General features: G+C 59.6%; 19 protein-coding genes. 10 read left to right on the forward strand and 9 right to left on the reverse strand.

Translation table 11 applies throughout. The features are described from left to right. Positions 1-164 precede the first annotated feature (164 nt). Positions 165-389: a hypothetical protein gene (locus H040_RS03220; protein WP_016943284.1), complete on the reverse strand. Its 225-nt coding sequence runs from the start codon at positions 387-389 to the stop codon at positions 165-167. A 2-nt stretch (positions 390-391) separates the two neighbouring features. Next, positions 392-601 carry a TraC family protein gene (locus H040_RS03225; RefSeq protein ID WP_000101767.1) on the reverse strand — a complete coding sequence of 70 codons (210 nt, stop codon included), beginning with the start codon at positions 599-601 and terminating at the stop codon, positions 392-394. A 525-nt stretch (positions 602-1,126) separates the two neighbouring features. Between H040_RS03225 and H040_RS28025 the strand changes: the two genes are divergently transcribed. The 3 genes from H040_RS28025 to H040_RS27220 all read left to right on the forward strand — a co-directional run bounded on the left by H040_RS28025 (position 1,127) and on the right by H040_RS27220 (position 3,599). After that, entirely contained in the window at positions 1,127-1,297 is a 171-nt protein-coding gene (locus H040_RS28025) for a plasmid mobilization protein (RefSeq protein WP_371260264.1), read from the forward strand. A gap of 329 nt (positions 1,298-1,626) precedes the next feature. Then, positions 1,627-3,030, forward strand: a complete 1,404-nt coding sequence (locus tag H040_RS03235; RefSeq protein ID WP_027920142.1) for an AAA family ATPase — start codon at positions 1,627-1,629, stop codon at positions 3,028-3,030. A 191-nt stretch (positions 3,031-3,221) separates the two neighbouring features. After that, the gene (locus H040_RS27220) at positions 3,222-3,599 is read left to right on the forward strand and encodes a hypothetical protein (protein ID WP_128572591.1); all 378 of its coding nucleotides are present in this window, start codon (positions 3,222-3,224) and stop codon (positions 3,597-3,599) included. 390 nt (positions 3,600-3,989) lie between these two features. Here H040_RS27220 and H040_RS03245 read toward each other — a convergent pair whose 3' ends face one another. Next, positions 3,990-6,974, reverse strand: coding sequence for a membrane-targeted effector domain-containing toxin (locus H040_RS03245; protein ID WP_050437251.1), 2,985 nt, complete (start codon positions 6,972-6,974; stop codon positions 3,990-3,992). A 196-nt stretch (positions 6,975-7,170) separates the two neighbouring features. Here H040_RS03245 and H040_RS03250 point away from each other — a divergent pair, with 196 nt between their 5' ends. Then, entirely contained in the window at positions 7,171-8,553 is a 1,383-nt protein-coding gene (locus H040_RS03250) for a multicopper oxidase family protein (RefSeq protein WP_027920141.1), read from the forward strand. Beyond that, positions 8,553-9,032: a tRNA adenosine(34) deaminase TadA gene (gene tadA / locus H040_RS03255; protein WP_027920140.1), complete on the forward strand. Its 480-nt coding sequence runs from the start codon at positions 8,553-8,555 to the stop codon at positions 9,030-9,032. Before H040_RS03250 ends, tadA begins: the two co-directional genes overlap by 1 nt. A 111-nt stretch (positions 9,033-9,143) precedes the next feature. Here tadA and mltF read toward each other — a convergent pair whose 3' ends face one another. Continuing rightward, positions 9,144-10,601 carry a membrane-bound lytic murein transglycosylase MltF gene (gene mltF / locus H040_RS03260; RefSeq protein WP_027920139.1) on the reverse strand — a complete coding sequence of 486 codons (1,458 nt, stop codon included), beginning with the start codon at positions 10,599-10,601 and terminating at the stop codon, positions 9,144-9,146. Positions 10,602-11,090: 489 nt separating this feature from the next. On the opposite strand from mltF, the gene purL reads away from it, so the two are divergent. Next, the gene (gene purL, locus H040_RS03265; protein WP_027920138.1) at positions 11,091-14,990 is read left to right on the forward strand and encodes a phosphoribosylformylglycinamidine synthase; all 3,900 of its coding nucleotides are present in this window, start codon (positions 11,091-11,093) and stop codon (positions 14,988-14,990) included. 3 nt (positions 14,991-14,993) lie between these two features. Beyond that, a complete protein-coding gene (locus H040_RS03270) occupies positions 14,994-15,305 on the forward strand; it encodes an NGG1p interacting factor 3 protein, NIF3 (RefSeq protein ID WP_027920137.1) in 312 nt (103 codons plus the stop codon). A 41-nt stretch (positions 15,306-15,346) separates the two neighbouring features. Here the strand turns inward: H040_RS03270 and H040_RS03275 are convergent, their stop codons facing one another. The 4 genes from H040_RS03275 to tatA all read right to left on the reverse strand — a co-directional run bounded on the left by H040_RS03275 (position 15,347) and on the right by tatA (position 18,759). Next, positions 15,347-17,383, reverse strand: a complete 2,037-nt coding sequence (locus tag H040_RS03275) for an HET-C-related protein (protein ID WP_050437250.1) — start codon at positions 17,381-17,383, stop codon at positions 15,347-15,349. A 112-nt stretch (positions 17,384-17,495) separates the two neighbouring features. Next, the gene (tatC, locus tag H040_RS03280; protein ID WP_027920136.1) at positions 17,496-18,239 is read right to left on the reverse strand and encodes a twin-arginine translocase subunit TatC; all 744 of its coding nucleotides are present in this window, start codon (positions 18,237-18,239) and stop codon (positions 17,496-17,498) included. Continuing rightward, complete coding sequence (tatB, locus tag H040_RS03285; RefSeq protein ID WP_027920135.1) at positions 18,236-18,526, reverse strand: Sec-independent protein translocase protein TatB; 291 nt, start codon at positions 18,524-18,526, stop codon at positions 18,236-18,238. Before tatB ends, tatC begins: the two co-directional genes overlap by 4 nt. Continuing rightward, positions 18,526-18,759: a twin-arginine translocase TatA/TatE family subunit gene (tatA, locus tag H040_RS03290; RefSeq protein WP_027920134.1), complete on the reverse strand. Its 234-nt coding sequence runs from the start codon at positions 18,757-18,759 to the stop codon at positions 18,526-18,528. The genes tatB and tatA overlap by 1 nt, the downstream gene beginning before the upstream one ends. A gap of 146 nt (positions 18,760-18,905) precedes the next feature. Here tatA and gspK point away from each other — a divergent pair, with 146 nt between their 5' ends. Further along, positions 18,906-19,871, forward strand: coding sequence for a type II secretion system minor pseudopilin GspK (gspK, locus tag H040_RS03295; protein WP_027920133.1), 966 nt, complete (start codon positions 18,906-18,908; stop codon positions 19,869-19,871). Positions 19,872-20,005: 134 nt separating this feature from the next. Here the strand turns inward: gspK and H040_RS03300 are convergent, their stop codons facing one another. Then, positions 20,006-22,084 carry a PhoX family protein gene (locus H040_RS03300; RefSeq protein ID WP_027920132.1) on the reverse strand — a complete coding sequence of 693 codons (2,079 nt, stop codon included), beginning with the start codon at positions 22,082-22,084 and terminating at the stop codon, positions 20,006-20,008. A gap of 223 nt (positions 22,085-22,307) precedes the next feature. Here H040_RS03300 and H040_RS03305 point away from each other — a divergent pair, with 223 nt between their 5' ends. Further along, positions 22,308-23,948, forward strand: coding sequence for a hypothetical protein (locus H040_RS03305; RefSeq protein WP_027920131.1), 1,641 nt, complete (start codon positions 22,308-22,310; stop codon positions 23,946-23,948). Positions 23,949-23,965: 17 nt separating this feature from the next. After that, positions 23,966-24,370: a pilus assembly protein PilZ gene (locus H040_RS03310; RefSeq protein ID WP_371260265.1), complete on the forward strand. Its 405-nt coding sequence runs from the start codon at positions 23,966-23,968 to the stop codon at positions 24,368-24,370.

Genomic DNA, 24,370 nt, shown 5'->3' on the forward strand with positions numbered 1-24,370 from the left:
ATGTCCGTAAACTGTCCGTCAATCTTCACGAGATTGTTTCTCAACGCTATGATTTTGATCGCGTTTTTCTTGACGCGTGAAAGGGGCTCGGCTGTCCGGTTTGATACGTTTTGCGGACAAAAAAAGCCCACCGAAGTGAGCTTTTGATAAGGCGGTGCGCGGCGTCAGTGGGCAGCGTAATAGGGATTCTGTGCGCGATAAAGGTCACGCTCCGGTTCAGGGATGTGTAGCGTTTCAAGGTGCCAATCTTCGAGTGAAGAAGCCAGCTCGGCCGCTATGCGCTGGGCTTCCATAACGCTCTTGCTAGGCCGTCCACTGGCTCGACCGAGGCAGGCTTGCAGTTCGTTGAGTTGATTGGCCAATGCGCTGATGCGGTGAGCTGTCTTCATGATCAATTCCCCTTGCTAATCCTTTCCACGATTTTGTCGAATTCTTCTCGGACTTGATCGTCCGTAAGCTCAAGATTAACCAATCCTGACTTTATTGCAATTCTTCCGATTCTTTCGGCTGCCTCATTGTCGAGTTTTGCCAATCTGGCTTTCGCCATTTCAAGCTCCGAAAGGGCATCAGAACGGCGCTCTGCGAGGGTTTTTCGTGCCATGATTACTCCGTTGTTTCTTGATGATCGAGTTTCGAAAAAAGCGCGTAAACGGAGGCTATGTTCTCACCCGGGTCGAGCAATTTACAAGACTTAGATTTGGCTGGCCTAGCTGATGGCCTCTCAAAGCCCCCTCCTTTTGGTGTCAGTCCGTCCTTGATGCTCATGAACTCAGTCGGAAACGCGTTTTTATGCGAATGTATGCGATTCTATGCGATTAGAAGAATTGATTAATGCGATGCTACGCGAGTGTATGCGAATTAGCGCGAATGTACGCGATTACGCCATATTTTACTGGCGATTCTGCTCCAGTCGCATAGAATCGCAGAGAGGTAGCAGGCAAGATGTGTGTTGTAGGCCTACGCTGCTACGCAGCTAAGGCCTCCACCACCGCCCCTTACTCGCCTGCGGCTCGATGGCATCCTGCTCTGCGAGGCTGACGGTCGCTGCCGCGTCTCACCAATCGCGCTTGGAGTTTGGGATAAAAGAGGACAAAGCACCAAAGGGAGAAGCGGATCGTCCAAGGGGTTGTCCTGCTCTGCATTTCTGAGAGCGGTAGGGCTGAATCGGCAGATATGGTCTCGGGCTGACCTTGAAGCGGTATGCGTGCTTGTGAAGCTGAATGGAAATCTCGGGCGGGTAGCTGGACTGCTAAAATTGTGGTTGTTGCCGCGCCGAGGGGAAGGCGCACATCCATAGACGTGGAGAATCTGATGATTGAGTTCAGCGTTATGCAGTCAGAAATCAGAGCCAAAATGAGCCAAGTTGTTTTCGCGCGTAAATAGCCACGCGAGTGGTTCTGTTTTGGTGTTTTTTTTGCTATTTGCTGGTTAAAATGGCGTTTGATTAAACCACTTTTCGGGTGTGGAACGAGGGGCGATGTTATGGCTTGGGGATCCTGTTTCAGTCGGCCCGTTTAGATGAGTGCTAATCCTGCAAATAATTATGCATGTGTGTTCGGTTAACGCTACACGCAAAACTCGCGCACTGATTGCGAAGGATCAATGATAAAACGGAGCGTAGCGCTGATGCACTTTCAATTTGAAAATCTCGGCTTACTAGATCAGGTTGACCTGGAGCTAGCTAATCTCACGCTTATATGCGGAGAAAATAACACGGGTAAAACTTACGCAACTTATGCAGTGTATGGTTTTTTGCGCAGTTGGAGGCAAATACTTCGTGTAGTTATAGAAGACGAAATTGACACCCTTTTAAAAGATTCTAATCAATATCGTATCGATCTTGGGGCGATGTTCGATGGAAAGATCGACGACTACTTGAAAAGAATGGGTAAAATTTATGTCGGCGGATTGCCGAGAGCGTTCGCTACCCAAGCTGAGATATTTGAAAAAACAGTATTCATACCAAGTGCTTGCCTTGAAACTGATATTTCAAGTAAGGCGTTTCAACGAACCGTGAAGGCTGGCACGGGGGGGAAAGTTCTTGCCACCTTAACCAAAGAATCCGATAGCGTTATGCTTGAAGTGTTGGTGGCGGATGAAGAAGTTATCATGCGCCCTTTCGGAGGGCTAACCGATTTCATCGTAGACGCTATTGCTGAGATTGTCTTCGCGCAGCATTTGCCTAGAGTTCACATATCCAGTGCCGAAAGAACGGGAGCAGCAATTTTCCGTAAAGAGCTAGATATGGCTCGCACTCGTATGCTTAAGGCCATAAATCAGATTGATTCAAAAGAACTCAGAAGAAATCCTTTTAAGATACTTCAAGAAATTGAGACTGATTATGCGTGGCCAGTTGAAGATAACGTTGATTTTGTCAGACAGCTTGAGGATATTGACAAGAGAACCGGGGAGCTGGCAGCGGATAATCCTGAATTATTAGTCGCTTTCGACGCCATCATCGGTGGCAGTTATAAGGTTGTAAAACAAGAGCTTGTCTATCAGGCGAAAGGTGCAGGTAAACAGCGCTTTACGATGAATGAGGCGTCGAGTTGTATTCGCGCCCTGCTGGATGTTGGTTTCTACTTGCGATGCCGAGCGCGCTCCGGTGATATTTTTATCATTGATGAGCCGGAACTGAATCTTCATCCCAAGAATCAGCGAGCTTTTGCTCGGCTTGTGGCGCGTATGGTCAACGCAGGTATCAAAGTATTCATTACGACTCACAGCGACTACTTGGTCAAAGAGTTAAATACACTGATCATGCTGCATCAAAGAACAGAACATACGAGATCTGTTCAGCAGCAATACAAGTATGTAGATGAGGAACTTCTTGATCCGGCAGTTGTTCGACTTTACATGACGGCAACAATAGCAAAGCCCTCAACTGGTGCTGGTCGGCGCGGTAAAGTAAGGACGCTGAAGCTGGCTAATATCTACCCTGATCGCGGAATTGAGGTAGAAACTTTTGATGACACTATTGAGGTCATGAATGCCATACAAGGTGAAATTTTGTATGGGGGTGACCTCTGATGCCTTTAGTTGCGGAGCTTGAGGCGTTACGATTATCGCTTTCATGCTGTACATACCGTGGTGATCAACACACGAACATATTGATTAAAGAGGACGACGCCCTCGCTAAGTTAAAACTAGTGAAACTACTGGCTCCGAATGGGGAATGGTTCAGTTTTAATCCTGATAAAGGGCGCGGGAGGAACGCACTAATGTCGCCACTGTTGACGGCTGGCAATGGGCATGACCATCACCGGGCTTGTGATTGTGTTGTACTGATCGCAAAGGAAAGGGAGTTAACTGCGCTCTACATAGATTTGAAGTCGGGTAATCCGGTTGGGTACTGCGGTCAATTCAAGAGTACGCGGCAGTTTGTTCGTTATGCATTGGGTTTGTTGGAAGATTTTTATGGGCATAAATTTTCGTTGCAAGAGCGTTTTGTGGTTCTTTATGGTGGAAAACCGGCCCTTTTGCAAAAAAAACCAACTGTACCTAAAATTGAGAAGATTGGGAAAACGCTGCCAGATAAGCCTTACAAGCGTGAAGTATTCAATGCCAGCACTCTTTATCTAAAAGAGCTGCTGACCTAACTTCTGATGAATTAGCTGCTCGGTTTAATTAGATAATGGTTATTTGGAATGAAAGACCGTGAGCATGATGAGGTTGTGGCTCAGAATTTTCGAGCCGATCCAATCTATTCACTTCAACTCTTAGATGAGGTTATTCGCGACGGGCATCACTCCGAGCTGGCTATCCTGTTGAGGCAGATAAACAGAGCGTTTGGACACGATTCCTGTGCAGAATCTAAGCCATCCATATGATTCAGTAATGGTATTTTTCATGGTTTTGGTGAAGTGATGAGTTTTTATCTCATTGAATTTTAATGATTAAAAATGATAATTGATAATTGAGTGGGAATAATCGGCACGGTCGATTGGTAAAAAAGGGTGAGACCGTGAGGTTTCACCCTTTTTTTATGCTTAATTGGCCGGCTTGTAATGCATGCCATTACGTTCAAGCACGTCCCTCAATCGCTTCAGCTCTGGTGTGCGGTACTGATGCGCCCAAGGCCAGCGGCTGTTATCGATATAGAAGAAATGGTTGTCCTGCAGAATGGGTGTAAACACCAGCTGGCCGGAACGGCTGCGGTGCACCAGGGTAGGTTTATTGCCCTTTGTGATGAACATGAAGTCGCCGGTTGCCGTCAGGCGTTGCTCAAGTTGATCTTCTGAAATAGCGGATTGCAAGAGTTCGTCCAGGCTGCTGGTACGCGCTTCGGCGACTGTCAGTGGGGCGCGCAGCAACAGGTCACTCTTTATTCGGCTGGTCGAGGCGTCCTTGTGAATATAGGGAAACCCAGGGTCAGCACCAATGCCTCCAGGTTGACCGAAATCGACATCCACCACGCGCAGGCCAATGGCTTTTTGCATTTCACCCAGGCCGGGCACGCCTTCATAGGTATTGGCGTGGGTGTTGCCCACTAATGCTATCCATCTGCTTTTGCCACGTACCAGCTGGTCTGCGTCGATGATCAGGTGCGCGAAAAAATTCATCATCTGTTGGCGTACCGTTGCCGCAGGTGCTCTGGCCCACGCCTGCGCATAACTGGCCAGGCAATCGATGGCCTGAATGCGTATGCCATGCTGTTGAGCCTTGAGCATGACATTTTCAAAGGTATATTGGCCCGCGCGATCTGTGACATGCCCGAAATCTTGGGCCTTTATATAGCGTTTCAGCTCTGCTGACAGTGTGCCGGTTCGGTTGAATTCATCCAGATCAGCCTGTTGGAAATCGGTGGTGTAGTGCTCCATGTACAGCACTTTTACATTCTGCTTCTTCAGCTCGGCCATATTGTCGATCAGAAAGCGTTTACTGCCCAATGCGGAATGTGGCTCGCCAATGACCAGTCCCTCGCTGTTTTCATAAATGCTTCGAATGATCTGTTTAGGGCTGGCCTGGCTGGGAAGGTCCGGAATGCGGGGGCGTTCTGGCAAGGTGCTGGAGCGGATGAATGCCTCAGCGTCGGCGGCCAACCGGTCACGGATTGCTCCGTATTCTTCGTAGACTTGATTGGCTTCTTGATCAAAAGTGAAGTGGTCACCGGTAATGACCCTGTTTTCTGAGGAAATATCGTATTTGCTGAAGATTGCGCGTCGAGCGGTTGGCACTTCGTACGGTGTTAATTCAAGGGGCTGCACGGCGGGCCGGGTGGGCGTCAAGCCGAGTAGTTTCTGCACCAATTTCGGCGGTTTTCCGCCTTTGAGCCCGGTGCGTGCTATGGGTTTCCAGGTGCCCTCGGCCGTGCGTTGCAAAGGCACGTGGCGAGAGAACGAGAAGGGCGATTCAGGATCGACGACCACCCAACTCGCCGACTCCCCAACATATCGAACCTGGTAGGGCAGGTCGTCAATCAAAACATAGAACTGGCCTTGCTGGGTGTAGACCCCTTCGAGCGCGCCGCTGCCGGGCTCGCCGCTGAGGATTTCATTGGATTCGAAAGACGTTAGCAATTGATCTTGTGGTTTGGACCGGAAAGCCTCGGGCAAGCGCGCTTCCAGCTCGCTGCTGCTTAACGGCGTTTGGGGTTCGCTTTCGGTCGGTGCTTCGCCGGGCTCGACCTCTGCTGCTTCACTGGCAGAGCCTGTCTCGGCAAATTCCTCACCCACCGTGCCTTCGACACCGGCAAGCAGCGTTGCGTTGAACAGCGTATCGATGGCGGCGAACACAGCACCCAGCACGCCGGCCTTGCGCTGGGCGGTGGTGTGGCCAGTGACTGCCTGGTCGATGTTCAAGCCAGTGTCTGCCAGCCCTGCGCCTACCACGGCCAGTGCAACGGGCCAATCCACAGCGGCCATGGGGCCGAAGACTTGCCCGAATGCTTTCAGGTAACCAATCCACAGTTGTTTACGCAGATCACTGTTCGAACGTAGGGCGAAGTGCGCATCGTCTTGCATGCGTTGGCGTGTCGCGTCCCGCATGTGGGCAAAAGCATCGCCCTGTATCTTCTGATCAAGTTGGTTGAGGTACTGCCCATTGTCGCGGCCCCAGTGATAGAACATGAGGTCGATCTGGTGGTTGAGGCCTACATTGCTGCCGTGTTCCGCGTGGCATGACATCGCGAAGTGGCTCATGAAGCGTGCGCGATTCGCTCGCTCGTTGGTTTGATTGAGTACCCACCAATAGAGTTCGTCGCGGTTGGCAAATAACTGCAGGGCTTCTACTTCACCCGGCATGTAGACAAGCTCTGCGCCATCGGCCATCACGATGCGCAGGATATCGCTGGCGACATAGCCACCGATGTCCAAGGTGCGCAATGCGTAGCCTTCATGTAGAGGGCTGGAGCGGCGCAGCTGCTCGAGCGTTACTGGCCAGGTGATTTCCCCGCCCAGTGCGGCAGCCGCCCGCAAGCTGCTTTTTGCCAGCTCGCTGCCTGGATTGTCGGCGCAAACCTCCATCACCTTGGCCATGAAATTTGTTTTGGCCAGCACCCTGAAATCATCGGCGTGTTGGCTCCAGAACGCCTCCAGGCGCTGTTGAAATACGTTGCTGAAGTCGATGGCCCAGAAGTCTTCAAGTACCTTCCCAGGTGCGATTGGGATCTCGTTGGAGGCATCAAACACATCATTGTTGGGGCCGTCCTTGTAAAAACCCGTGTAATCACTCAGCAAGTCGGCGCTGTCCTGATCATTCACGTCGAAACGTTGCATGACCAGTTGCGGCAAGGTCAGCGACTGGGTCGGGCGCTCGTAGTGTGCCCAGCCGCTGTACGTCGCGGCGCTCACGGCTCGGGTGAAACGGTTGAAATAGACGTGGTCGGGGTCGAGCGTGCCCTGGTCATATTTGTTCAGGATGGTCTGTGCCGTTTCTCTCGCCATCTGACGCATGTCAGGGCATGCGCCGACCAACGGTTCGGCGAGAGCTCTCAATTGCTGTTGATCGGCGTGCTGCTGTTCAGGCGTAGTCATGAGCCTCTCCTGCGGTCGATGAGGGAGCACGCAGGATGGGCAGTTCGGCACGATGCTGGTGTTAGATATCGCTGTGCAGGGCGCGCAGGCAGCGCACTCTTTACTTAATATTTCTCAATTGCAGGTGTATCGTATTCGCCTTCACCGCCAGCCGTGCTGGCAGCTTGATTGCGCAGAACACGAGGTACCCGCACCGATGTCTTTCACCCGTCGACAAATGCTCAAGGGCCTCACCGGCCTGGTTGTGGTTGGCCTGGGCGCCGGTGGCGCGGCGCGTTACTGGCTGGGCAAGGTAGAAGACGACAATGCCGGGCATGACTACGAGCTGATTGCCGCGCCCCTGGACGTCGAGTTGGTGCCGGGCTTCAAGACCGAGGCCTGGGCCTTTGGCCCCTCGGCGCCGGGCACCGAGCTGCGTGTGCGTCAGGGTACCTGGTTGCGGGTGCGCTTCATCAACCACCTGCCGGTGGAAACCACCATCCACTGGCATGGCATTCGCCTGCCGCTGGAAATGGACGGCGTGCCTTACGTCTCGCAGTTGCCGGTAAAGCCAGGCGAGTACTTCGACTACAAGTTTCGCGTGCCGGATGCAGGCAGCTACTGGTATCACCCCCATGTCAGCAGCTCCGAGGAGCTTGGGCGTGGGCTGGTCGGCCCGCTGATCGTCGAGGAGCGCGAACCCACCGGGTTCAAGCACGAGCGCACCCTGAGCCTGAAGAACTGGCACGTGGACGAGCAGGGCGCGTGGCTGCCGTTCAGCATCCCCCGCGAGGCTGCGCGTAACGGCACCGCCGGGCGGCTGATCACAATCAACGGCCAGGCCGACTCGGTAACCGAACTGCCGGCCGGTCAGGTGGTGCGCGTGCGCCTGCTGAACCTGGACAACACCTGGACGTACCGTCTCAACCTCAAAGGCAACTGCGAGGCGAAAATCTATGCCCTCGACGGCAACCCCGTGACCCCACGGCCACTCGATGATGAATACTGGCTTGGGCCTGGCATGCGCATCTGTCTGGCCATTCGCATTCCTGAGGTGGGTGAAGAAATTTCCCTGCGCGACGGTTTTGTGCGCCTGGGCACGCTGCGCTCGGTGGCCAGCGGCGAAGCGCCAGGCGAGTGGCCCAAGGCCTTGCCGGCGAACCCCATCGCCGAGCCGGACCTGGAGAATGCCGAAAAGCTCAACTTCAATTTCGAATGGGCGGCGAGCGTCTCGGTCACCAGCGACCCGGACAAACCGTCGAGCATGTGGCAGATCAACGGCCAGGCGTGGGACATTACCGACAAGACTTGCGCCGACAGGCCGATCGCCACGCTGAAGAAGGGCAACAGCTACATCTTCGAGCTGAAGAACATGACCCAGTACCAGCACCCGATTCACCTGCATGGCATGAGCTTCAAGGTGATCGGCTCCAATCGCCGCCAGATCGCCGAGCCTTACTTTACCGACACCTACCTGTTGGGCAAGAACGAGCGAGCCCAGGTGGCGCTGGTCGCGGATAACCCCGGTACGTGGATGTTTCACTGCCACGTCATCGACCACATGGAAACCGGCCTGATGGCCGCGATCGCGGTGGTTTGATGCGTCCGCAGATCATCGACCGCAGCCGCGATCAGGAATTCATGCGCCTGGCCCTGGGCCTGGCTGCCGAGGGTGCAGCCATGGGCGAGGTGCCGGTGGGGGCGGTGCTGGTGCAGCATGGCCAGGTGATCGGCCAGGGGTTCAACCGGCCGATCGTCGACAGCGACCCCAGCGCCCATGCCGAAATGGTGGCCATTCGCGCGGCGGCCCAGGCCGCCAGCAACTACCGGCTGCCGGGTAGCACCCTGTACGTGACCCTGGAGCCGTGCAGCATGTGCGCAGGGCTGATCGTGCATTCTCGGGTGGCGAGGGTGGTGTTCGGGGCCTTGGAGCCCAAGGCGGGGATCGTGCAGAGCCAGGGGCAGTTCTTCGGGCAGGGCTTTCTCAACCACCGGGTGATGGTGGAGGGCGGGGTGCTGGCGGAGGAGTGTGGGCAGATCCTGAGTGACTTCTTCAAGGCTCGGCGAGCCAGGAATTAACCTGTAGCGGCCCTTTCGCGGGTGAACCTGCTCCCACAGAGAAAGCACGGCTCTCAAAACCTGTGCAGTCCCTGTAGGAGCGGGTTTACCCGCGAAAAGGCCGCTACAGCCTCACATCGGCGGCGACTGATCCGCCGGCTTGTCCTTGTTCACCCCGGGCACATGCAGGTTGCCCTCGGCCACCTGGCCCTCGAGCTGCGGTTGGGTCACCCAGGTGAGGATGTCGTAGTAGCGACGGATGTTGGCCACGAAGTGCACCGGTTCGCCACCACGGGCATAGCCGTATTTGGTCTGCCGGTACCACTGTTTCTGGGCCAGCCGGGGCAGCATCTTCTTCACGTCCAGCCATTTGTTCGGGTTGAGCTTTTCGCGCTTGGCCAAGGTGCGGGCGTCTTCCAGGTGGCCGGTGCCGACGTTGTAGGCGGCCAGGGCGAACCAGGTGCGGTCAGGCTCCTGGATGCTGTCGTCGAGCTCCTCCTTGATCTTCATGAAGTACTTGGCACCGCCCTGGATACTCTGCTTCGGGTCCAGGCGGTTGGACACGCCCATGGCCTGGGCGGTGCGCTGGGTCAGCATCATCAGGCCGCGCACGCCAGTCTTGGAGGTGACTTCCGGCTGCCACATCGACTCCTGGTAGCCGATGGCTGCAAGCAGGCGCCAGTCGACCTGTTCGACCTTGGCGTAGCTCTTGAAGTGCTTCTCGTACTTGGGCAGGCGCTGTTGCAGGTGCTGAGCGAAGGTGTAGGCCCCCACATAACCCAATACGTCGACATGGCCGTAATAACGGTCTTTCAGGCGCTGCAAGGTACCGTTTTTCTGCGCCTTGTCGAGAAATTCGTTGATCTCGTTGAGCAGGCTGTTGTCATCCCCCGCAGCCACTGCCCAGCGCTGGTCGCGGGTGTCGCCCAGGTCGAAGGCGACCCGCACGTTGGGGAAGTAGACCTGGTTCATCGCCAGTTCATTGGAGTCGACCAGAGTCAGGTCGATCTGACCTTCATCGACCATGCGCAGCAGGTCGACCACCTCGACGGCGTCGGATTCTTCGTACTGCAGGCCTGGGTACTGTTTCTTCAGCTCGGCCAGTTGGTCGGCGTGGCTGCTGCCTTTGAGTACCATGATCTTCTTGCCGACCAGGCCCTTGGCATCGGTGGGGCGGGGGCGGCCGTTGCGGTAGATGACCTGCGGGGTCACTTCCAGGTAAGGGTGCGAGTACCTGACCTGGGCTTTGCGCCGGTCGCTACTGACCAGGCCGGCAGCTGCCAGCACCGGGCCGGAAGGTTTGCCGAGCGAGTCGTACAGTTCGTCGAGGTTGTCGGCGGTCTCGATCTGCAGCTTCACGCCGAGATCGTCGGCGAAATGCTGGACCAGTTCGTACTCGAAGCCGGTTTCGCCGTTGCGGTCCTGGAAGTAGGTGGCCGGGCTGTTGCGGGTGATGACGCGCAGCACGCCGTCCTCCTTCACGCGCTCGAGGGTGCTGGGTTTTTCAACGCAGGCACCGAGCAGCAGAAAGAGTCCGGTTGCGATTAGCCATCTGGCGCAACGTTGGCGCAAAGCAGTGTGGGCGAACATAGGTTGCAGTATACGCAAAGGACCGGCCCAGCCATATCTCGACAACAGATAGCTTGTCTGGTAGCGGGTTGTGTGGTGGGGCATGCCTATAGAGAGTCGGTACCCGTTAGATCGAGCGCCGCCCGCGCGGCGCATCGCGGATGAATCCGCTCCTACATCTGTTTCGGGCCAGTCCGTCCTGTGATAGGTGCGCTGCCCGCCTTGCGGACACCTCGATATCAACGGGAGCAAGCAAAAGCGGGCAGCGGTGACCTCACAAGCGTGATTGGCCCGAAACAGAGGTAGGAGCGGATTCATCCGCGATGCGCCGCGCGGGCGGCGCTCGATCTCCCAGGCGCTGAAAAACCCAAGACGAATCCCTCGAAAATTTGACCCGAAAGTCCGGTTCCGCCGCCCGGCAGCCATGGCTTAGAGCGGGTGCCGAAAGCCGTCGAATTAGGCTAGAATGCACGGCCTCTAAGCACACCCCTTCCTGAGGCTGTCCCGACGATGTTGATCCTGCGCGGCGCTCCTGCCCTTTCTGCCTTTCGCCACGGTAAATTACTCGAGCAACTGAGCCAGAAAGTCCCCGCTGTTACTGGTTTGTATGCCGAATTTGCCCACTTCGCCGACGTTGACGGCGAGCTGACCGCCGACCAGCAGCAGGTGCTGGGCCGTCTGCTCAAATACGGCCCGAGCGTGCCGGTACAGGAGCCGACCGGCCGCCTGTTCCTGGTCGTGCCGCGCCTGGGTACCATCTCGCCATGGGCCAGCAAGGCCAGCGACATCGCCCACAACTGCGGCCTGCAGTCGATCCAGCGCCTGGAGCGCGGCATCGCCTACTACGTCGCCGGTGAGCTGAGCGATGCCGACGCCGCAGTCGTCGCCGCCGAGCTGCACGACCGCATGACCCAACGCGTGCTGGCCCAGCTGGAGCAGGCATCCGACCTGTTCAGCCACGCCCAGCCCAAGCCGATGACCTCGGTCGACATCCTGGCCGGTGGCCGCGGCGCGCTGGCCAAGGCCAACATCGACCTGGGCCTGGCCCTGGCCGAAGACGAGATCGACTACCTGGTCAACGCCTTCCAGGGCCTTAAGCGCAACCCGAACGACATCGAACTGATGATGTTCGCCCAGGCCAACTCCGAGCACTGCCGCCACAAGATCTTCAACGCCAGTTGGGACATCGACGGCCAGGCTCAGGAAAAGAGCCTGTTCGGCATGATCAAGAACACCTACCAGATGCACAACGAAGGCGTGCTGTCGGCTTACAAGGACAACGCCTCGGTGATCGTAGGCAGCGTCGCCGGGCGCTTCTTCCCGAACCCTGAAACCCGCCAGTACGGCGCGGTGCAGGAGCCGGTGCACATCCTGATGAAGGTCGAGACGCACAACCACCCGACCGCCATCGCCCCGTTCTCCGGCGCTTCCACGGGCTCCGGCGGCGAAATCCGCGACGAAGGCGCGACCGGCCGTGGCGCCAAGCCAAAAGCCGGCCTGACCGGCTTCACCGTGTCCAACCTGCGCATCCCGGGCTTCGAGCAGCCATGGGAGCAGGCCTACGGCAAGCCGGAGCGTATCGTCGAAGCCCTCGACATCATGATCGAAGGCCCGCTGGGCGGTGCTGCGTTCAACAACGAATTCGGTCGCCCGGCCCTGACCGGCTACTTCCGTACCTTCGAGCAGGCCATCAATACCCCGCATGGCGAAGAAGTGCGCGGCTACCACAAGCCGATCATGCTCGCCGGCGGCATGGGCAACATCCGTGAAGACCACGTGCAGAAGGGCGAGATCACCGTCGGCGCCAAGCTGATCGTGCTCGGTGGCCCGGCCATGCTCATCGGCCTGGGCGGCGGCGCTGCCTCGTCGGTGGCGACCGGTGCCAGCTCGGCTGACCTGGACTTCGCTTCGGTACAGCGCGAAAACCCGGAAATGGAGCGCCGTTGCCAAGAGGTCATCGACCGCTGCTGGCAGCTGGGTGACAAGAACCCGATCGCCTTCATCCACGACGTTGGCGCCGGTGGTATCTCCAACGCCTTCCCTGAGCTGGTCAACGACGGTGGCCGCGGTGGCCGCTTCGAGCTGCGCAACGTGCCCAACGACGAGCCGGGCATGGCCCCGCACGAAATCTGGAGCAACGAGTCGCAAGAGCGTTACGTGCTGGCCGTCAGCGCCGTTGACTTCGAGCGCTTCCAGGCCATTTGCGAGCGCGAGCGCTGCCCGTTCGCCGTGGTCGGTGAAGCGACCGAAGAGCCGCACCTGACCGTCACCGACAGCCACTTCGGCAACACGCCAGTGGACATGCCGCTCGACGTACTGCTGGGCAAACCGCCGCGCATGCATCGTTCGGTCACCCGCGAAGCCGAGCTGGGCGATGACTTCGACCCAAGCAAGCTGGACCTGGACCAGGCTGTCCAGCGCGTGCTGAACCACCCGGCCGTGGCCAGCAAGAGCTTCCTGATCACCATCGGCGACCGCACCATCACCGGCCTGGTTGCCCGCGACCAGATGGTCGGCCCGTGGCAGGTGCCGGTGGCCGACTGCGCCGTCACCGCCACCAGCTTCGACGTCTACACCGGCGAAGCCATGGCGATGGGCGAGCGTACCCCGCTGGCGCTGCTGGATGCCCCGGCTTCCGGGCGCATGGCAATCGGCGAGACCCTGACCAACCTGGCTGCAGCACGCATCGAGAAGCTGTCTGACATCAAACTGTCGGCCAACTGGATGTCCGCTGCCGGCCACCCGGGTGAAGATGCGCGCCTGTACGACACCGTCAAGGCTGTGGGGATGGAGCTGTGCCCGGAGCTGGGCATCACCATTCCGGTCGGCAAAGACTCGATGTCGATGAAGACCAAGTGGAGCGAAGAGGGCGTCGAGAAGAGCGTCACCTCGCCGATGTCGCTGATCATCACTGGCTTCGCACCGGTCACTGACATCCGCCAGACCCTGACCCCGCAACTGCGCATGGACAAGGGCGAGACCGACCTGATCCTGATCGACCTGGGCCGCGGCAAAAACCGTATGGGCGCCTCGATCCTGGCCCAGACCTACGGCAAGATCGCGGCCCAGGCACCGGACGTTGACGACGCCGAAGACCTCAAGGCGTTCTTCGCCGTGATCCAGGGCCTGAACGCCGACGGTCACCTGCTGGCTTACCACGACCGTTCCGACGGCGGCCTGTTGACCACCGTGCTGGAAATGGCCTTCGCCGGCCACTGCGGCCTCGACCTGCAACTCGACCCGCTGACCGACAGCAAGGCCGACGTGGCAGCCATCCTCTTCAACGAAGAGCTGGGTGCAGTCATCCAGGTACGCCAGGATGCCACCCCGGACGTACTGGCACAGTTCAGTGCCGCCGGCTTGGGCGAAGAGTGCGTCGCGGTGATCGGTAAACCGATCAACAATGGTGAAGTCTCCATCAGCCTCAACGGCGAAGTGCTGTTCGACGACGACCGTCGCATGCTGCAACGCCAGTGGGCCGAAACCAGCTACCAGGTCCAACGCCTGCGCGACAACGCCGACTGTGCCGACCAGGAATTCGACCTGCTGCTCGAGGAAGAAAACCCGGGCCTGTCGGTCAAGCTGGGCTACGACGTCAACGATGACATCGCCGCACCGTACATCAAGACGGGTGTGCGCCCGCAAGTGGCGATCCTGCGCGAGCAGGGCGTCAACGGCCAGGTCGAAATGGCTGCCGCCTTCGACCGTGCAGGTTTCGCTGCCATCGACGTGCACATGAGCGACATCCTCGCCGGCCGTGTCGACTTCGAAGCCTTCAAGGGCCTGGTTGCCTGCGGTGGTTTCTCCTACGGTGACGTGCTGGGCGCCGGTGAAGGCTGGGCCAAGTCGGCGCTGTTCAACAGCCGCGCCCGCGATGCCTTCCAGGCCTTCTTCGAGCGTACCGACAGCTTCGCCCTGGGCGTGTGCAACGGTTGCCAGATGATGTCCAACCTGCACGAGTTGATCCCGGGCACCGAGCACTGGCCGCACTTCGTGCGCAACCGTTCGGAGCAGTTCGAGGCGCGCGTGGCCATGGTCGAGGTGCAGAAGTCCAACTCGATCTTCCTGCAGGGCATGGCCGGTTCGCGTATGCCGATCGCCATCGCCCACGGTGAAGGCCATGCCGAGTTCGCCAGCGAAGAGGCACTGCTGGCAGCTGACTTGTCCGGTTGCGTGGCCCTGCGCTACGTCGACAACCACGGCAAGGTGACCGAAGCCTACCCGGCCAACCCGAACGGCTCGCCGCGTGGTATCACCGGCCTGACCAGCCGCGATGGCCGCGTGACCATCATGATGCCGCACCCGGAGCGTATGTTCCGCGCCGTGCAGAACTCCTGGCGCCCGGATGAGTGGCAGGAAGACGCCGCGCTGATGCGTATGTTCCGCAACGCCCGCGTGTGGGTGAACTAAGGCGTGTACAAGCTCGCCTTCTTCGTCCCGGCCAGCCATGTTGAAGGGGTCAAGGCCGCCGTGTTCGCCGCAGGTGGTGGGCGTATCGGCGACTATGACCACTGCGCCTGGCAGGCCTTGGGCCAAGGCCAGTTTCGCCCGTTGGACGGCAGCCAGCCGTTCCTCGGGCAAACCGGCCAGGTCGAGGTGGTCGAGGAGTGGAAGGTGGAGCTGGTGGTAGCCGACGACCTGATCGCTCAGGTCGTCGCTGCGCTCAAGCTGAGCCACCCGTACGAGACGCCAGCCTATGAGGTTTGGCGCCTGCTGGATATCTGAATCCGGTACGGTGTTGCTGCCGCTTAGGCTGAGAAGGCGCTTCAGCCGAATGGTAGTAGGTTGTTAAGTATTTCCAGATCTTTGATCGTAGAATGCTGATTGAGGTTTTCGAGGTTCCTCAATCTTTCACGGGCTTGCTGCTGATATGCTGCTCGGCGTTCGCTCAAACTTCCGCTCGAACATCCATCGTTAATGTTGTCCTGATTACTGACTGCCCAAGCCTGGACGATATCGTCCTGCCAGTCACTGGCATCAGGATGTGTGAAGTAGCTCTTTGCCAACGATGCCGGGTCTCTACCTGTATCACCCTGCCAATACTCATACATCGCACGGCCCACTTCCTCTACCGCATACTGCGCCAGTAGTGACGACAGGGTATGAAATGGGTGGGTGTCATGATCCTTTGCCAGCTGCGAATGGGTCGGATGGGTATCGTCGTCGATATTTGGATCCTTACCCAGCAACAGTTGAAGATCATCGATGTTGTCGCCAGCCCATGTCAGCAAGTTCTGGAAGACCAAGTCGATCAAATGGCTGATAGCCTTCAACGGTATCTTCACCACATGGTTCGTAAGCCCCAGCCAGTTGTACCATGGCTGTTCCGCCGCTTTGTCGCGCAGGGCCAGGTAGCTCTCCAACGTCTGCAGCCACTCTGGGTCTTCGTGTTCTCGGAGCAAGATCAACAGCATTTGCTCTGTATCACTACGTTCACCCGGACGGGTTGGGGCGTAGTCGAGACCCTTGGCGGGGAACAGAACTTTGGCTACCGGTTCGAGCACACTGCCAAGGACATCAGTCCCACTGAACAGGCCGGTTACCAAGGGCCGTTCATGCCGGACCTGTTTTTTTGTTGTCCAGGCAAGCACCTCGGTGTGACCGACCTTGCGAAGGCTCAGTTCGGCGAAGTTCGAGTGAGCGAAGAGGTCTTCCAGTACATGCAGCGCTTCGCCAAAAAAGCGCATGCCTTCTGGTGTTGGACCCGCGTTCGACGCATCTATGATCTTCTGGTACATGTAGTCTTGGGCAGGCTCGAAATAACGATACATGGACCGGTCGTGATCCAGTTGCATGTATTCATGGTCCGATTGCCGCAAAGGCTCGAAGTCTGGATCGATTGATTGAGGGTCGGTAGCTTCATCTAAGGTAAGCGGATTATCGATATGTTCGGAAGGCCGATACACACCCAGCATTTTCTCATTTACCTTGTAGGTTTCGCGGTCTTCAGGGGTAGTCTGGAGGCTGTGAAACTCCTTCAGTGCCAGGAAATCCACGAGATTGGTCAGGGTGGCTCTTGAGAGTTTGCGTGGAAAGTCCTTCGGTTCATGTTCTGCACGAACGAGCTTGGGGTCGACCAATTGCGAGTAATCGCGCAGCCAGTTGCCGAAGTAGATTGCTTTGCGCTGCTCAGGCGTAAAACCTGCAGTTGCCAGAGCCTTTTCGATGGATTCATGGCCAAAAGACTGGTCTGAACCGCTCCCAGTCCCAGCTGAAAATCTGAGTGTCGGGAAGATCTTCTCCTTGATCATCCCGCCATCGATCTGGTCGCCCTTCGGCGGGAGGCTCAAGTTGAGCAGTATCGTTTCGGAAAAATCTTCCCCTTCTATTTTTGCAATGACTGTTCCGTTACCGGTTGAACGATCGAGGAGGGCCAGCGTGGCGAGATACTGTTCAGCTGCTTCTTTTATTGAGCTGTCGGCAGCATCGGCGCCGACGAGATACCCGACGTGATCAGCAAATGCCCTGAGTATGGCCATCAGCAGCAATGGAGTCGTGTGCGGTTGCTCCAGGGCTTGTTCTATGGCTGCAAGGTCCACTTCGATGGTTTGGCTAGCGCGGTCGTAGCTGGCCGTCTTAGGACTGTCCTCTACCATTCGATAAGCAGGATTGGTTACCGCGCCTGCGCGAAGGTCATCGTGCAGTTTGGTAATGGGCTCCACGGGAAGCCCATAGCCGTATATCGACTTCAAGGTCAGTTCAAAGGTGCGCTGGCTTGTGGTCTTCGCAATGCCCATCAATTGGTCGAGGGCATGAGTACTTTCAAAGGAAGCCTGAGTCGGAACGTTAACAGAGGTGGGCATAACCTATTGCCTTCATTGATCAGAGGGCGCACAGCATGTTCCCCTCTGTACTTTTTAGACATCAGGGATGGCTTCCAGCTTTGATTGCCCACACGGCGGCCATCTTCACGCATCAATGGTTGCTTTCAGGTTTTCTGAGCAAGCGGCAGGCAACTAACCCCACTTCGAACAGCATCCACATGGGGATCGCGAGCATAGTCTGAGAAAACACGTCAGGAGGTGTCAGAATCATCCCGACCACGAAGCAGCCAACGATCACGTAAGGCCTGCTGCTGCGCAATGTAGCCACGTTGGCCAGCCCGACCCAGACCACGATGAAGGTCGCCACCGGGATCTCGAAAGCCAACCCGAACGCCAGGAACAGCGCCATGATGAAGTCCAGGTACTGGCTGATGTCGGTCATCATCGCCACACCATCGGGTGTCACACTGGCAAAGAAGCCGAACATCATCGGGAATACCAGGTAGAACGCGAAGGCCATGCCGGCATAGAACAGCAGTATGCTCGACACCAGCAACGGCAGGGCGATGCGCCGCTCGCGGCGGTACAACCCCGGAGCGAGGAAGCCCCAGGCCTGGTGCAGCAACAGTGGCATGGCCACGAACAGCGCGCACATCGCCGTCAGCTTGAACGGCGTGAGGAACGGCGAAGTGACGCTGGTGGCGATCATGCTGGTGCCTTCCGGCAGGAAGCGGCGCAGCGGTTCCGAGATCAACGTGTAGAGCTGCTGGGCAAATGGAAACAGCCCGGCGAATACCAGCGCCAGCAGCAACAGGCAGCGCACCAGGCGCTTGCGCAGGTCCCGCAGGTGGTCGGTCAATGGCATGCGTGCTGCCGGGTCCAGGGCAATGCTCATGGGCTGCTCTCCCGGGCGATGCTACCAGGTATGGCGTCACCGGCCGATTCCACCTTGAGGCTGATGCCCTGGCGAATTTCCTGCTCCAGGCGCTGCAAGGGCGCGCTGTCCAGGTTGGGCATGTCAATCTCGCGTTCCATCTGTGCGCGTAACCCGTTCATCGCCCGGCGCGCCTGGCCAAGGCCCCGGCCCAAGGTGCGTGCCGCGACGGGCAGGCGCTCGGGGCCAAGCACCAGCAGCGCGACGACGCCTACCAGCAAGAGCTCGCTGAAACCGATCTCGAACATCAGGCTTGGCGATCCGCTTGCGGCTGCTGTGCCGCCTGGGCGGTTACCGATGGCTGCTGCTGCACGTTAGCGGCACCTGGTGCGCAGGCGTCATGATCGCCGCCCATGGATTTGCGAAAGCCCTGGATCGCTTCGCCGACATCGCTGCCCAGGCCCTTGAGGCGCTTGGTGCCAAACAGCAGGAACACGATCAGCAGTACGATCACCAGTTGCCAGATTCCGATGCCACCCATTTCGACCACTCCTGTAAGGTCATGAAAATGAAGGCCAATCCTGCCGCTTGCAGATGACGCCAACATGACTGCAAGGCCATTGCAACCTGACTGCAACAACCCGCGTGTTGACTGGCGCCTTTCAGTGATTGAAGAGGGGGCGCGGGATGAGTGGCAAGCGGCAGCAGGGCGCGGCACTGCTGATGGTGATGGTGGTGCTGGCCATGCTTGCCGCAGGCATGGCCTGGTTGGTGGAGGATGGCCGGCGGCAGGTGGATGATGTGCAGTTGCTGCGTCAGCGGGTGCAGGTGCGAGCGATGGAACAGGCCGGCCTGGCCTATGCCGAGCAGGCCCTGCGTGACCCTGCCTGGCGGCTCAGCCCATTGTTCTGGCAAGCCTTGCGCGGGCAACCGTTGAAGTACGATTTCGGTGCCGGGCAGGCGCAATTGCGGGTGCGTGACCAGCACACCTGCTTCAATGTGAATGCGCTGCTGGGGGCCGACGGCGAGCGCGCCGAGCGCCAGCTCAAGCACCTGCTGGGGGACGACATGGCCGCCGAGCGCCTGGTCGATGCACTGGCCGACTGGCTCGACAGTGACAGCGATGCCCGCCTGCAGGGGGCCGAAAGCGCCCAGTACCTGCGCCAGCAACCGCCGCGGCTGGCGGCCAACCAGCCGATGCTCGATACCAGCGAGCTGAACCTGCTGCTTGAGCCAGACGCTGCACGCCAGCGCCGCTACCCGATGCTGTGCGCCTTGCCGCAGACCACGGGCTGGCGCTTGAATGCCAATGCCCTTGGGCTGGAGCACTTGCCGTTGCTCGATGCGTTGTATGAGGGGCGTTACCCGCGTTCGTTGCTTGCCCGCATTGTCAGCGGGCGGCCGGCGTCGGGGTATGAGGATGCCTCGGCATTGCGCCAGGCGCTGGGGGCAGTGGATGACGAGACATTCGAGCGGTTGAGCGAAGGCTTGCTGCTCAACAGTGGGCATTATCTGTTGCAGCTGTCGTTCGAGGAGCAGGGCAGGGTGATGCGCAGCGAGTTTCAGGTGGAGGCTTTAGGGGTGGTGCAGTGGCATGCCCGTGTGCCGGCGCAACAGGTACGGGTGCGCAGCCGTGAGCCGATGGCCTGGTAAGGCTGGAGATTGCCGGGGCTGCTCTGCAGCCCATTCGCGATACAAGGCCGCTCCTACAGGGGATCGCACAAATCCTGTAGGAGCGGCCTTGCGTCGCGAAAGGGCCGCAAAGCGGCCCTCGGTGCACAGATCAATCAGGCGGTCCCGATCTCCCCGCCATCATTACGCTGAATCACTACCGTTGTAGCCCTCGGCCGTACCTTGGCCCCGGCCGGAGTGGCATCGGTGGCCTTGTCGGTATACGGCCAGTTGTCCGGGTGTTGGATGTTGATGAACAAGGTCTTGTTGTCCGGCGTGAAGCTGATGCCGGTTACCTCGCAACCGTTCGGCCCTACAAAGAAGCGGCGCAGGGCCGTCTGGTTCTGGGCATTGATTGGCACCTGCTTGCCGCTGGCATCGACCAGGTCGGTGGGGATCACCGCCAGCAGTTGGTCGTTGGTGTAGTCGGTGAGGGTGGTCTCGCCGTTGTCGGTCTCGAACCACAGCACGCCTCGGCTATCGAAGCTCATGCCGTCGGGGCTTGCGAACTGGTTGAGTTCGGTCAGGCCCGAGCGGTTGATGTCGGCAGTACCGGCGGCGTTGGCGCCGAACACGAAGATGTCCCAGGTGAAGCTCAGCTGGTCGTCGCTGTCATGCCAGCGGATGATGTGGCCGTGGCGGTTCGGGCCGCGTGGGTTGGCCGCATCGACCTTTTGCGCAGTACGCGCGCTGTTGTTGGTCAGGGTCAGGTAGGCATCGCCGTTGAGCGGGTTGACGGCGGTCCACTCCGGGCGGTCCATCGGCGTGGCGCCCACGGCATCGCCGGCACCTCGGGTGTTGAGGATGATGCCTGCCAGGTCACCGTACAATGCACCGAGGGTGCTGCCAGCGGTAGTGGCGGTATTCACATCGAGCAGCAGCCACACGCCGGTACCGTCGGCATTGAAGCGGGCGACGTACAGCTTGCCCTGGTCCAGGTACTTGGCACCGGTGGCCAGGCGGTCGGCCGGGTTGGCGTCGGCGGCATCCCACACGGCCGTGGAAACCCACTTGTACAGGTACTCGTTGTTCGAGTCGTCGCCCATGTACCAGACCAATGGCTTGCCGACCACCGGCAGGCCCGGGCAGCAGCCTTCGTGGCGGAAGCGGCCCAGGGCCGTGCGCTTGGTGGCCAGGGTGCTGCTGTTGTACGGGTCGATCTCGACGATGTAGCCATAGGTGCTGGCTTCGTTACGGTAGTCGTCGGTGGCGGCGGCACCCTTGACGGTCACGTCGAAACGGGCGAATTCATCGGCGACTTCGGTACTGTCACCGGCAGCGCTTTCCCACTTGTACTGGCCACTGGAGGTGCCGACGCCGATGCGGCGCTGGTCTTCCGGGCGGGTGCCCTTGTTGACGAAGATGCCCGGCCAGTTCTCTTCGCAGGTCAGGTAGGTGCCCCACGGGGTGTAGCCGTTGCCGCAGTTGTTGTTGGTGCCGCGGCAGTGGGTGCCGTCGGCCGAATACTTGGTCTTGACGTGGTCGGTGCCGCGCAGCGGCCCGGTCAGCTCCATGCGCGAGGCGGTAGTGAAGCGGCGGTTGAGCGGGTCGTTATCGACTACCTGCCAGCGGCCGTTGACCTTCTGCAGGCGTACCACGCCAGCGCCGTGGGCGTTGATTTCCTTGCGCACTTCTTCGGCCGGGCGCTTGCCGCTGGCGTCGGTGGTCGGGCCGTTGGGGTGCAGGGCAGCGGTGTCGATGTACTCGAAGTTGATCGCCAGCAGGCCGTCTTCAGAGCTGCCGTTGATCGGGAAAAAGTGCATGCCGTCGTGGTGCATGCCCATGGCATTGGCCTGGTCGGTCGAGGTGTTGCTGCCGTCCGATTTCCACGGGTTGCCGTTGCTGTTCAGCGGCGTGCCCCAAGGGGCCAGCACGTAGGCGCTGTAGCCGGCAGCAACCACGCAGGCGTCGGTGCGCGAGCCTGGGATGGATTGGAAGCCCAAGGCCAGTTTTGGCGCTTCGGGTTCGGTCACAGGCGGTTGAGTCACCGGTGGCTCGGTTGTGCCCGGATCGTCATCGGAGCCGCCACCACTGTCGAAGCAGCCGGTCAGGCCGGTACCGGCAATCATGGCAATGGCGGCGCCCAGGCTGCCGCGCATCACGCTGCGACGGCTCAGGTAAGCGTCCATGACGCTGGCCATCGGCAGGTTGCCGCTGTGGTTGCGGTCCAGGTTATCGCCGGTATCTCGACTCATCAGGGTGTCCTTGTAGTGGCTGAGTTAGAGGAAACCGCGACTTTAGGGCGCTACTGTGATGATTCATTGGCAGAATTATTAACGGGTTTTTAAAACTGTAAGTTCTTATTGCAAATAAAGTCAGATCAATCTGGAATGATTGTCGGATTTTTGCCATTAAACTGTCATGCCAACGCCGCAACATCCGGGCCCAACGAGAACTCGGATAAGGATGGCGGGCCCGATGGCAAGCAGTGTGAACAGGCGCGAATTGATCAGCTGGATGGGTGTCGGTGCGCTGGCACCGTTGCTCGGCGCCTGCTCTGCGTTGCCAGGGCAGGGGGGAGGCAGCGCTCGTGTGGATCTGCTGTACTTCGCCGACACCCTCGACGCACGCCAACCGGGCCTGCCAGTCGTGCCGGCCACGCGTCTGGGCCCGGTCAGCCACCTGGGCCGGGCGCCGTGGATGACGGGGTCAAGTGCCAGCCTGGCTTACCCTCGGTTGGCGCCTTTGCTCGATGCCAACCAGGCGGCGGGCGTCAAGCTGGGCGGCTATGCCGTGCTTGCGGCGTTGCTGGAGCAACTGCGTGGCGAAGCCGGGCCGGGCAACAGCCTGACCCTGGAGAATGGCCAAGGCTGGAACGGCAGTGGCCTGGCCTACCTCACCCAGGGCGAAAGCGGTGTACAAGGCAGCCAGTTGCTGGGCAGCGAGGCGCGGGTAAGCAGCGATGAACGCGTGCTCTGGCCCCAGCGCAGCGCGGCGCTTTACCGCCAGTCTTCCGCTATCACCCTCGCTGCCGGGCTCACGGGCGATCAGCGCAAGTCGCTGAACCTTGAGGCCCTGCACGTCTTCGACCGCGGTGGTGCGCGCATCGCTGTGGTCGGCGTCACAGACCCGTACGCCCAGGACCAGAAAGCCTCGCTGAAACAGTGGTACCAGTCACTGCTGCCGACCTTCGAGCAGGCCCGTCGCCAGGCCGACCTGGTCGTGGCGATGGCCGATGTCGGAACCGGGCCAGGCCTGTGGCTGGCTGAGCGGCTGACAGAAGTCGACGTACTGCTTTGTGCCCGTGGCCAAGACCTGTGGCCAGCACCGGTACAGGCCACCCAGGCCAGTGGCCGGCGGGTGCCGGTGCTGTTCGCCGGCTGCCGTGGCAGCGGTGCATTCCGTTTACGTTGCCAGCAGGTCGCCGGGCAATGGCAGTTCGACGGGCAATTCTTCCCGGCTTTTGAGCGCTACCTGGCCCCCGCCGCGCAGATGCGCGCCAGCCAGTTGCGGGATGAACTGCACCAGCAACGTGCCGGCCACGCGGCATGGCTCGACCAGCCGCTGGCGCACGCGCCGCAGGCCCTGTGGCGGCGCGACACCCGTGGCGGCAGTTGGGACCGCCTGCTGCACCAGGCGTTGGCTGATGACGGCAGCATGCCAGTGCTACTGCCAGGCCTGCGCTACGACTACCCGCTGGCGGCGGGCGAAGCCATTACCCGCGAGCACCTGATCAGCCTGACCGGTGGCTACCCTGCACCGGTAGTCGAGGCCCCGGCCCGGCAAGTCGAACAGGTGCTGGAGAACGCCGCCGAGCAACTGTTTGGTGACCCGCTGCTGCTCGACAACAGCCAGGACCTGCCGCGCTGGCAGGGTCAGGCCTGGCGTGTGAGCTACAGCCCGCAAGGCAAGCGCATCACTGGTGTCGAAGCGCTGCAGGGCCAGTGCCGCACCTTTGGCCTGCAATTCGAAGCCCGGGCGGGCGAGCCCCTGTGGCAACGTGTCGAGGGCTGGCTGGCGCGGCAGAAGGCCGACTGGCAGCTGGCAGCACTGCAACTGCCCGAGGTGCGCTACGTGCAAGGCCACCCAGGCTGGCACCCGCGGCAGGCTGTTTCGTGAGCCTGGTTTCACGCGTGATGACCGGCGGCCTGCTGACCCTGGCCGGCTGGCTGGCCGCCCAATGCGTGCTGCAGCTGGGGCGCCAGCCGCAGCCGGCCAGCCCGGCGCAGGTCGGCGCTACTCCGCTGCCAGGCCTGCTGATTGGCCACTGGCAGCCCGCCGCGGATGACGGCGCAATCGCCATCACCCGCCTGCCTTTGCAGTACCTCGGCGGCCTCAAGGCCCAACCGCTGTCGGCCAGTGTGGTAGTGCTGCGCTACGGCCAGCAGGTGCGCACACTCGGCCGTGGGCAGCGCCTGGCACCCGGCATCGTATTGCAGGACATCGACGCCGATGGCCTGATTTTCGACAACCAGGGGCGGCGCGAACGCCTGCCCTGGCCGCCACGCCCCGCCGTGACCGGCTTCAAGCGCCAAGGATGA

This window comes from Pseudomonas sp. URMO17WK12:I7, assembly GCF_003269045.1.
In the GTDB taxonomy this organism is placed as follows: Bacteria; Pseudomonadota; Gammaproteobacteria; order Pseudomonadales; family Pseudomonadaceae; genus Aquipseudomonas; species Aquipseudomonas putida_J.

Bases quoted from the DNA above. Each gene is read 5' to 3' on its own strand.
- H040_RS03310 (WP_371260265.1), top strand. From the start codon at position 23,966: ATGACCGGCGGCCTGCTGACCCTGGCCGGCTGGCTGGCCGCCCAATGC.
- H040_RS03245 (WP_050437251.1), bottom strand. From the start codon at position 6,974: ATGACTACGCCTGAACAGCAGCACGCCGATCAACAGCAATTGAGAGCT.
- H040_RS27220 (WP_128572591.1), top strand. From the start codon at position 3,222: ATGTCGCCACTGTTGACGGCTGGCAATGGGCATGACCATCACCGGGCT.
- H040_RS03305 (WP_027920131.1), top strand. From the start codon at position 22,308: ATGGCAAGCAGTGTGAACAGGCGCGAATTGATCAGCTGGATGGGTGTC.
- H040_RS03225 (WP_000101767.1), bottom strand. From the start codon at position 601: ATGGCACGAAAAACCCTCGCAGAGCGCCGTTCTGATGCCCTTTCGGAG.
- tadA (WP_027920140.1), top strand. From the start codon at position 8,553: ATGCGTCCGCAGATCATCGACCGCAGCCGCGATCAGGAATTCATGCGC.
- H040_RS03220 (WP_016943284.1), bottom strand. From the start codon at position 389: ATGAAGACAGCTCACCGCATCAGCGCATTGGCCAATCAACTCAACGAA.
- H040_RS03250 (WP_027920141.1), top strand. From the start codon at position 7,171: ATGTCTTTCACCCGTCGACAAATGCTCAAGGGCCTCACCGGCCTGGTT.
- tatA (WP_027920134.1), bottom strand. From the start codon at position 18,759: ATGGGTGGCATCGGAATCTGGCAACTGGTGATCGTACTGCTGATCGTG.
- tatB (WP_027920135.1), bottom strand. From the start codon at position 18,526: ATGTTCGAGATCGGTTTCAGCGAGCTCTTGCTGGTAGGCGTCGTCGCG.
- H040_RS03300 (WP_027920132.1), bottom strand. From the start codon at position 22,084: ATGAGTCGAGATACCGGCGATAACCTGGACCGCAACCACAGCGGCAAC.
- tatC (WP_027920136.1), bottom strand. From the start codon at position 18,239: ATGAGCATTGCCCTGGACCCGGCAGCACGCATGCCATTGACCGACCAC.
- mltF (WP_027920139.1), bottom strand. From the start codon at position 10,601: ATGTTCGCCCACACTGCTTTGCGCCAACGTTGCGCCAGATGGCTAATC.
- gspK (WP_027920133.1), top strand. From the start codon at position 18,906: ATGAGTGGCAAGCGGCAGCAGGGCGCGGCACTGCTGATGGTGATGGTG.
- H040_RS03275 (WP_050437250.1), bottom strand. From the start codon at position 17,383: ATGCCCACCTCTGTTAACGTTCCGACTCAGGCTTCCTTTGAAAGTACT.
- H040_RS03235 (WP_027920142.1), top strand. From the start codon at position 1,627: ATGCACTTTCAATTTGAAAATCTCGGCTTACTAGATCAGGTTGACCTG.
- purL (WP_027920138.1), top strand. From the start codon at position 11,091: ATGTTGATCCTGCGCGGCGCTCCTGCCCTTTCTGCCTTTCGCCACGGT.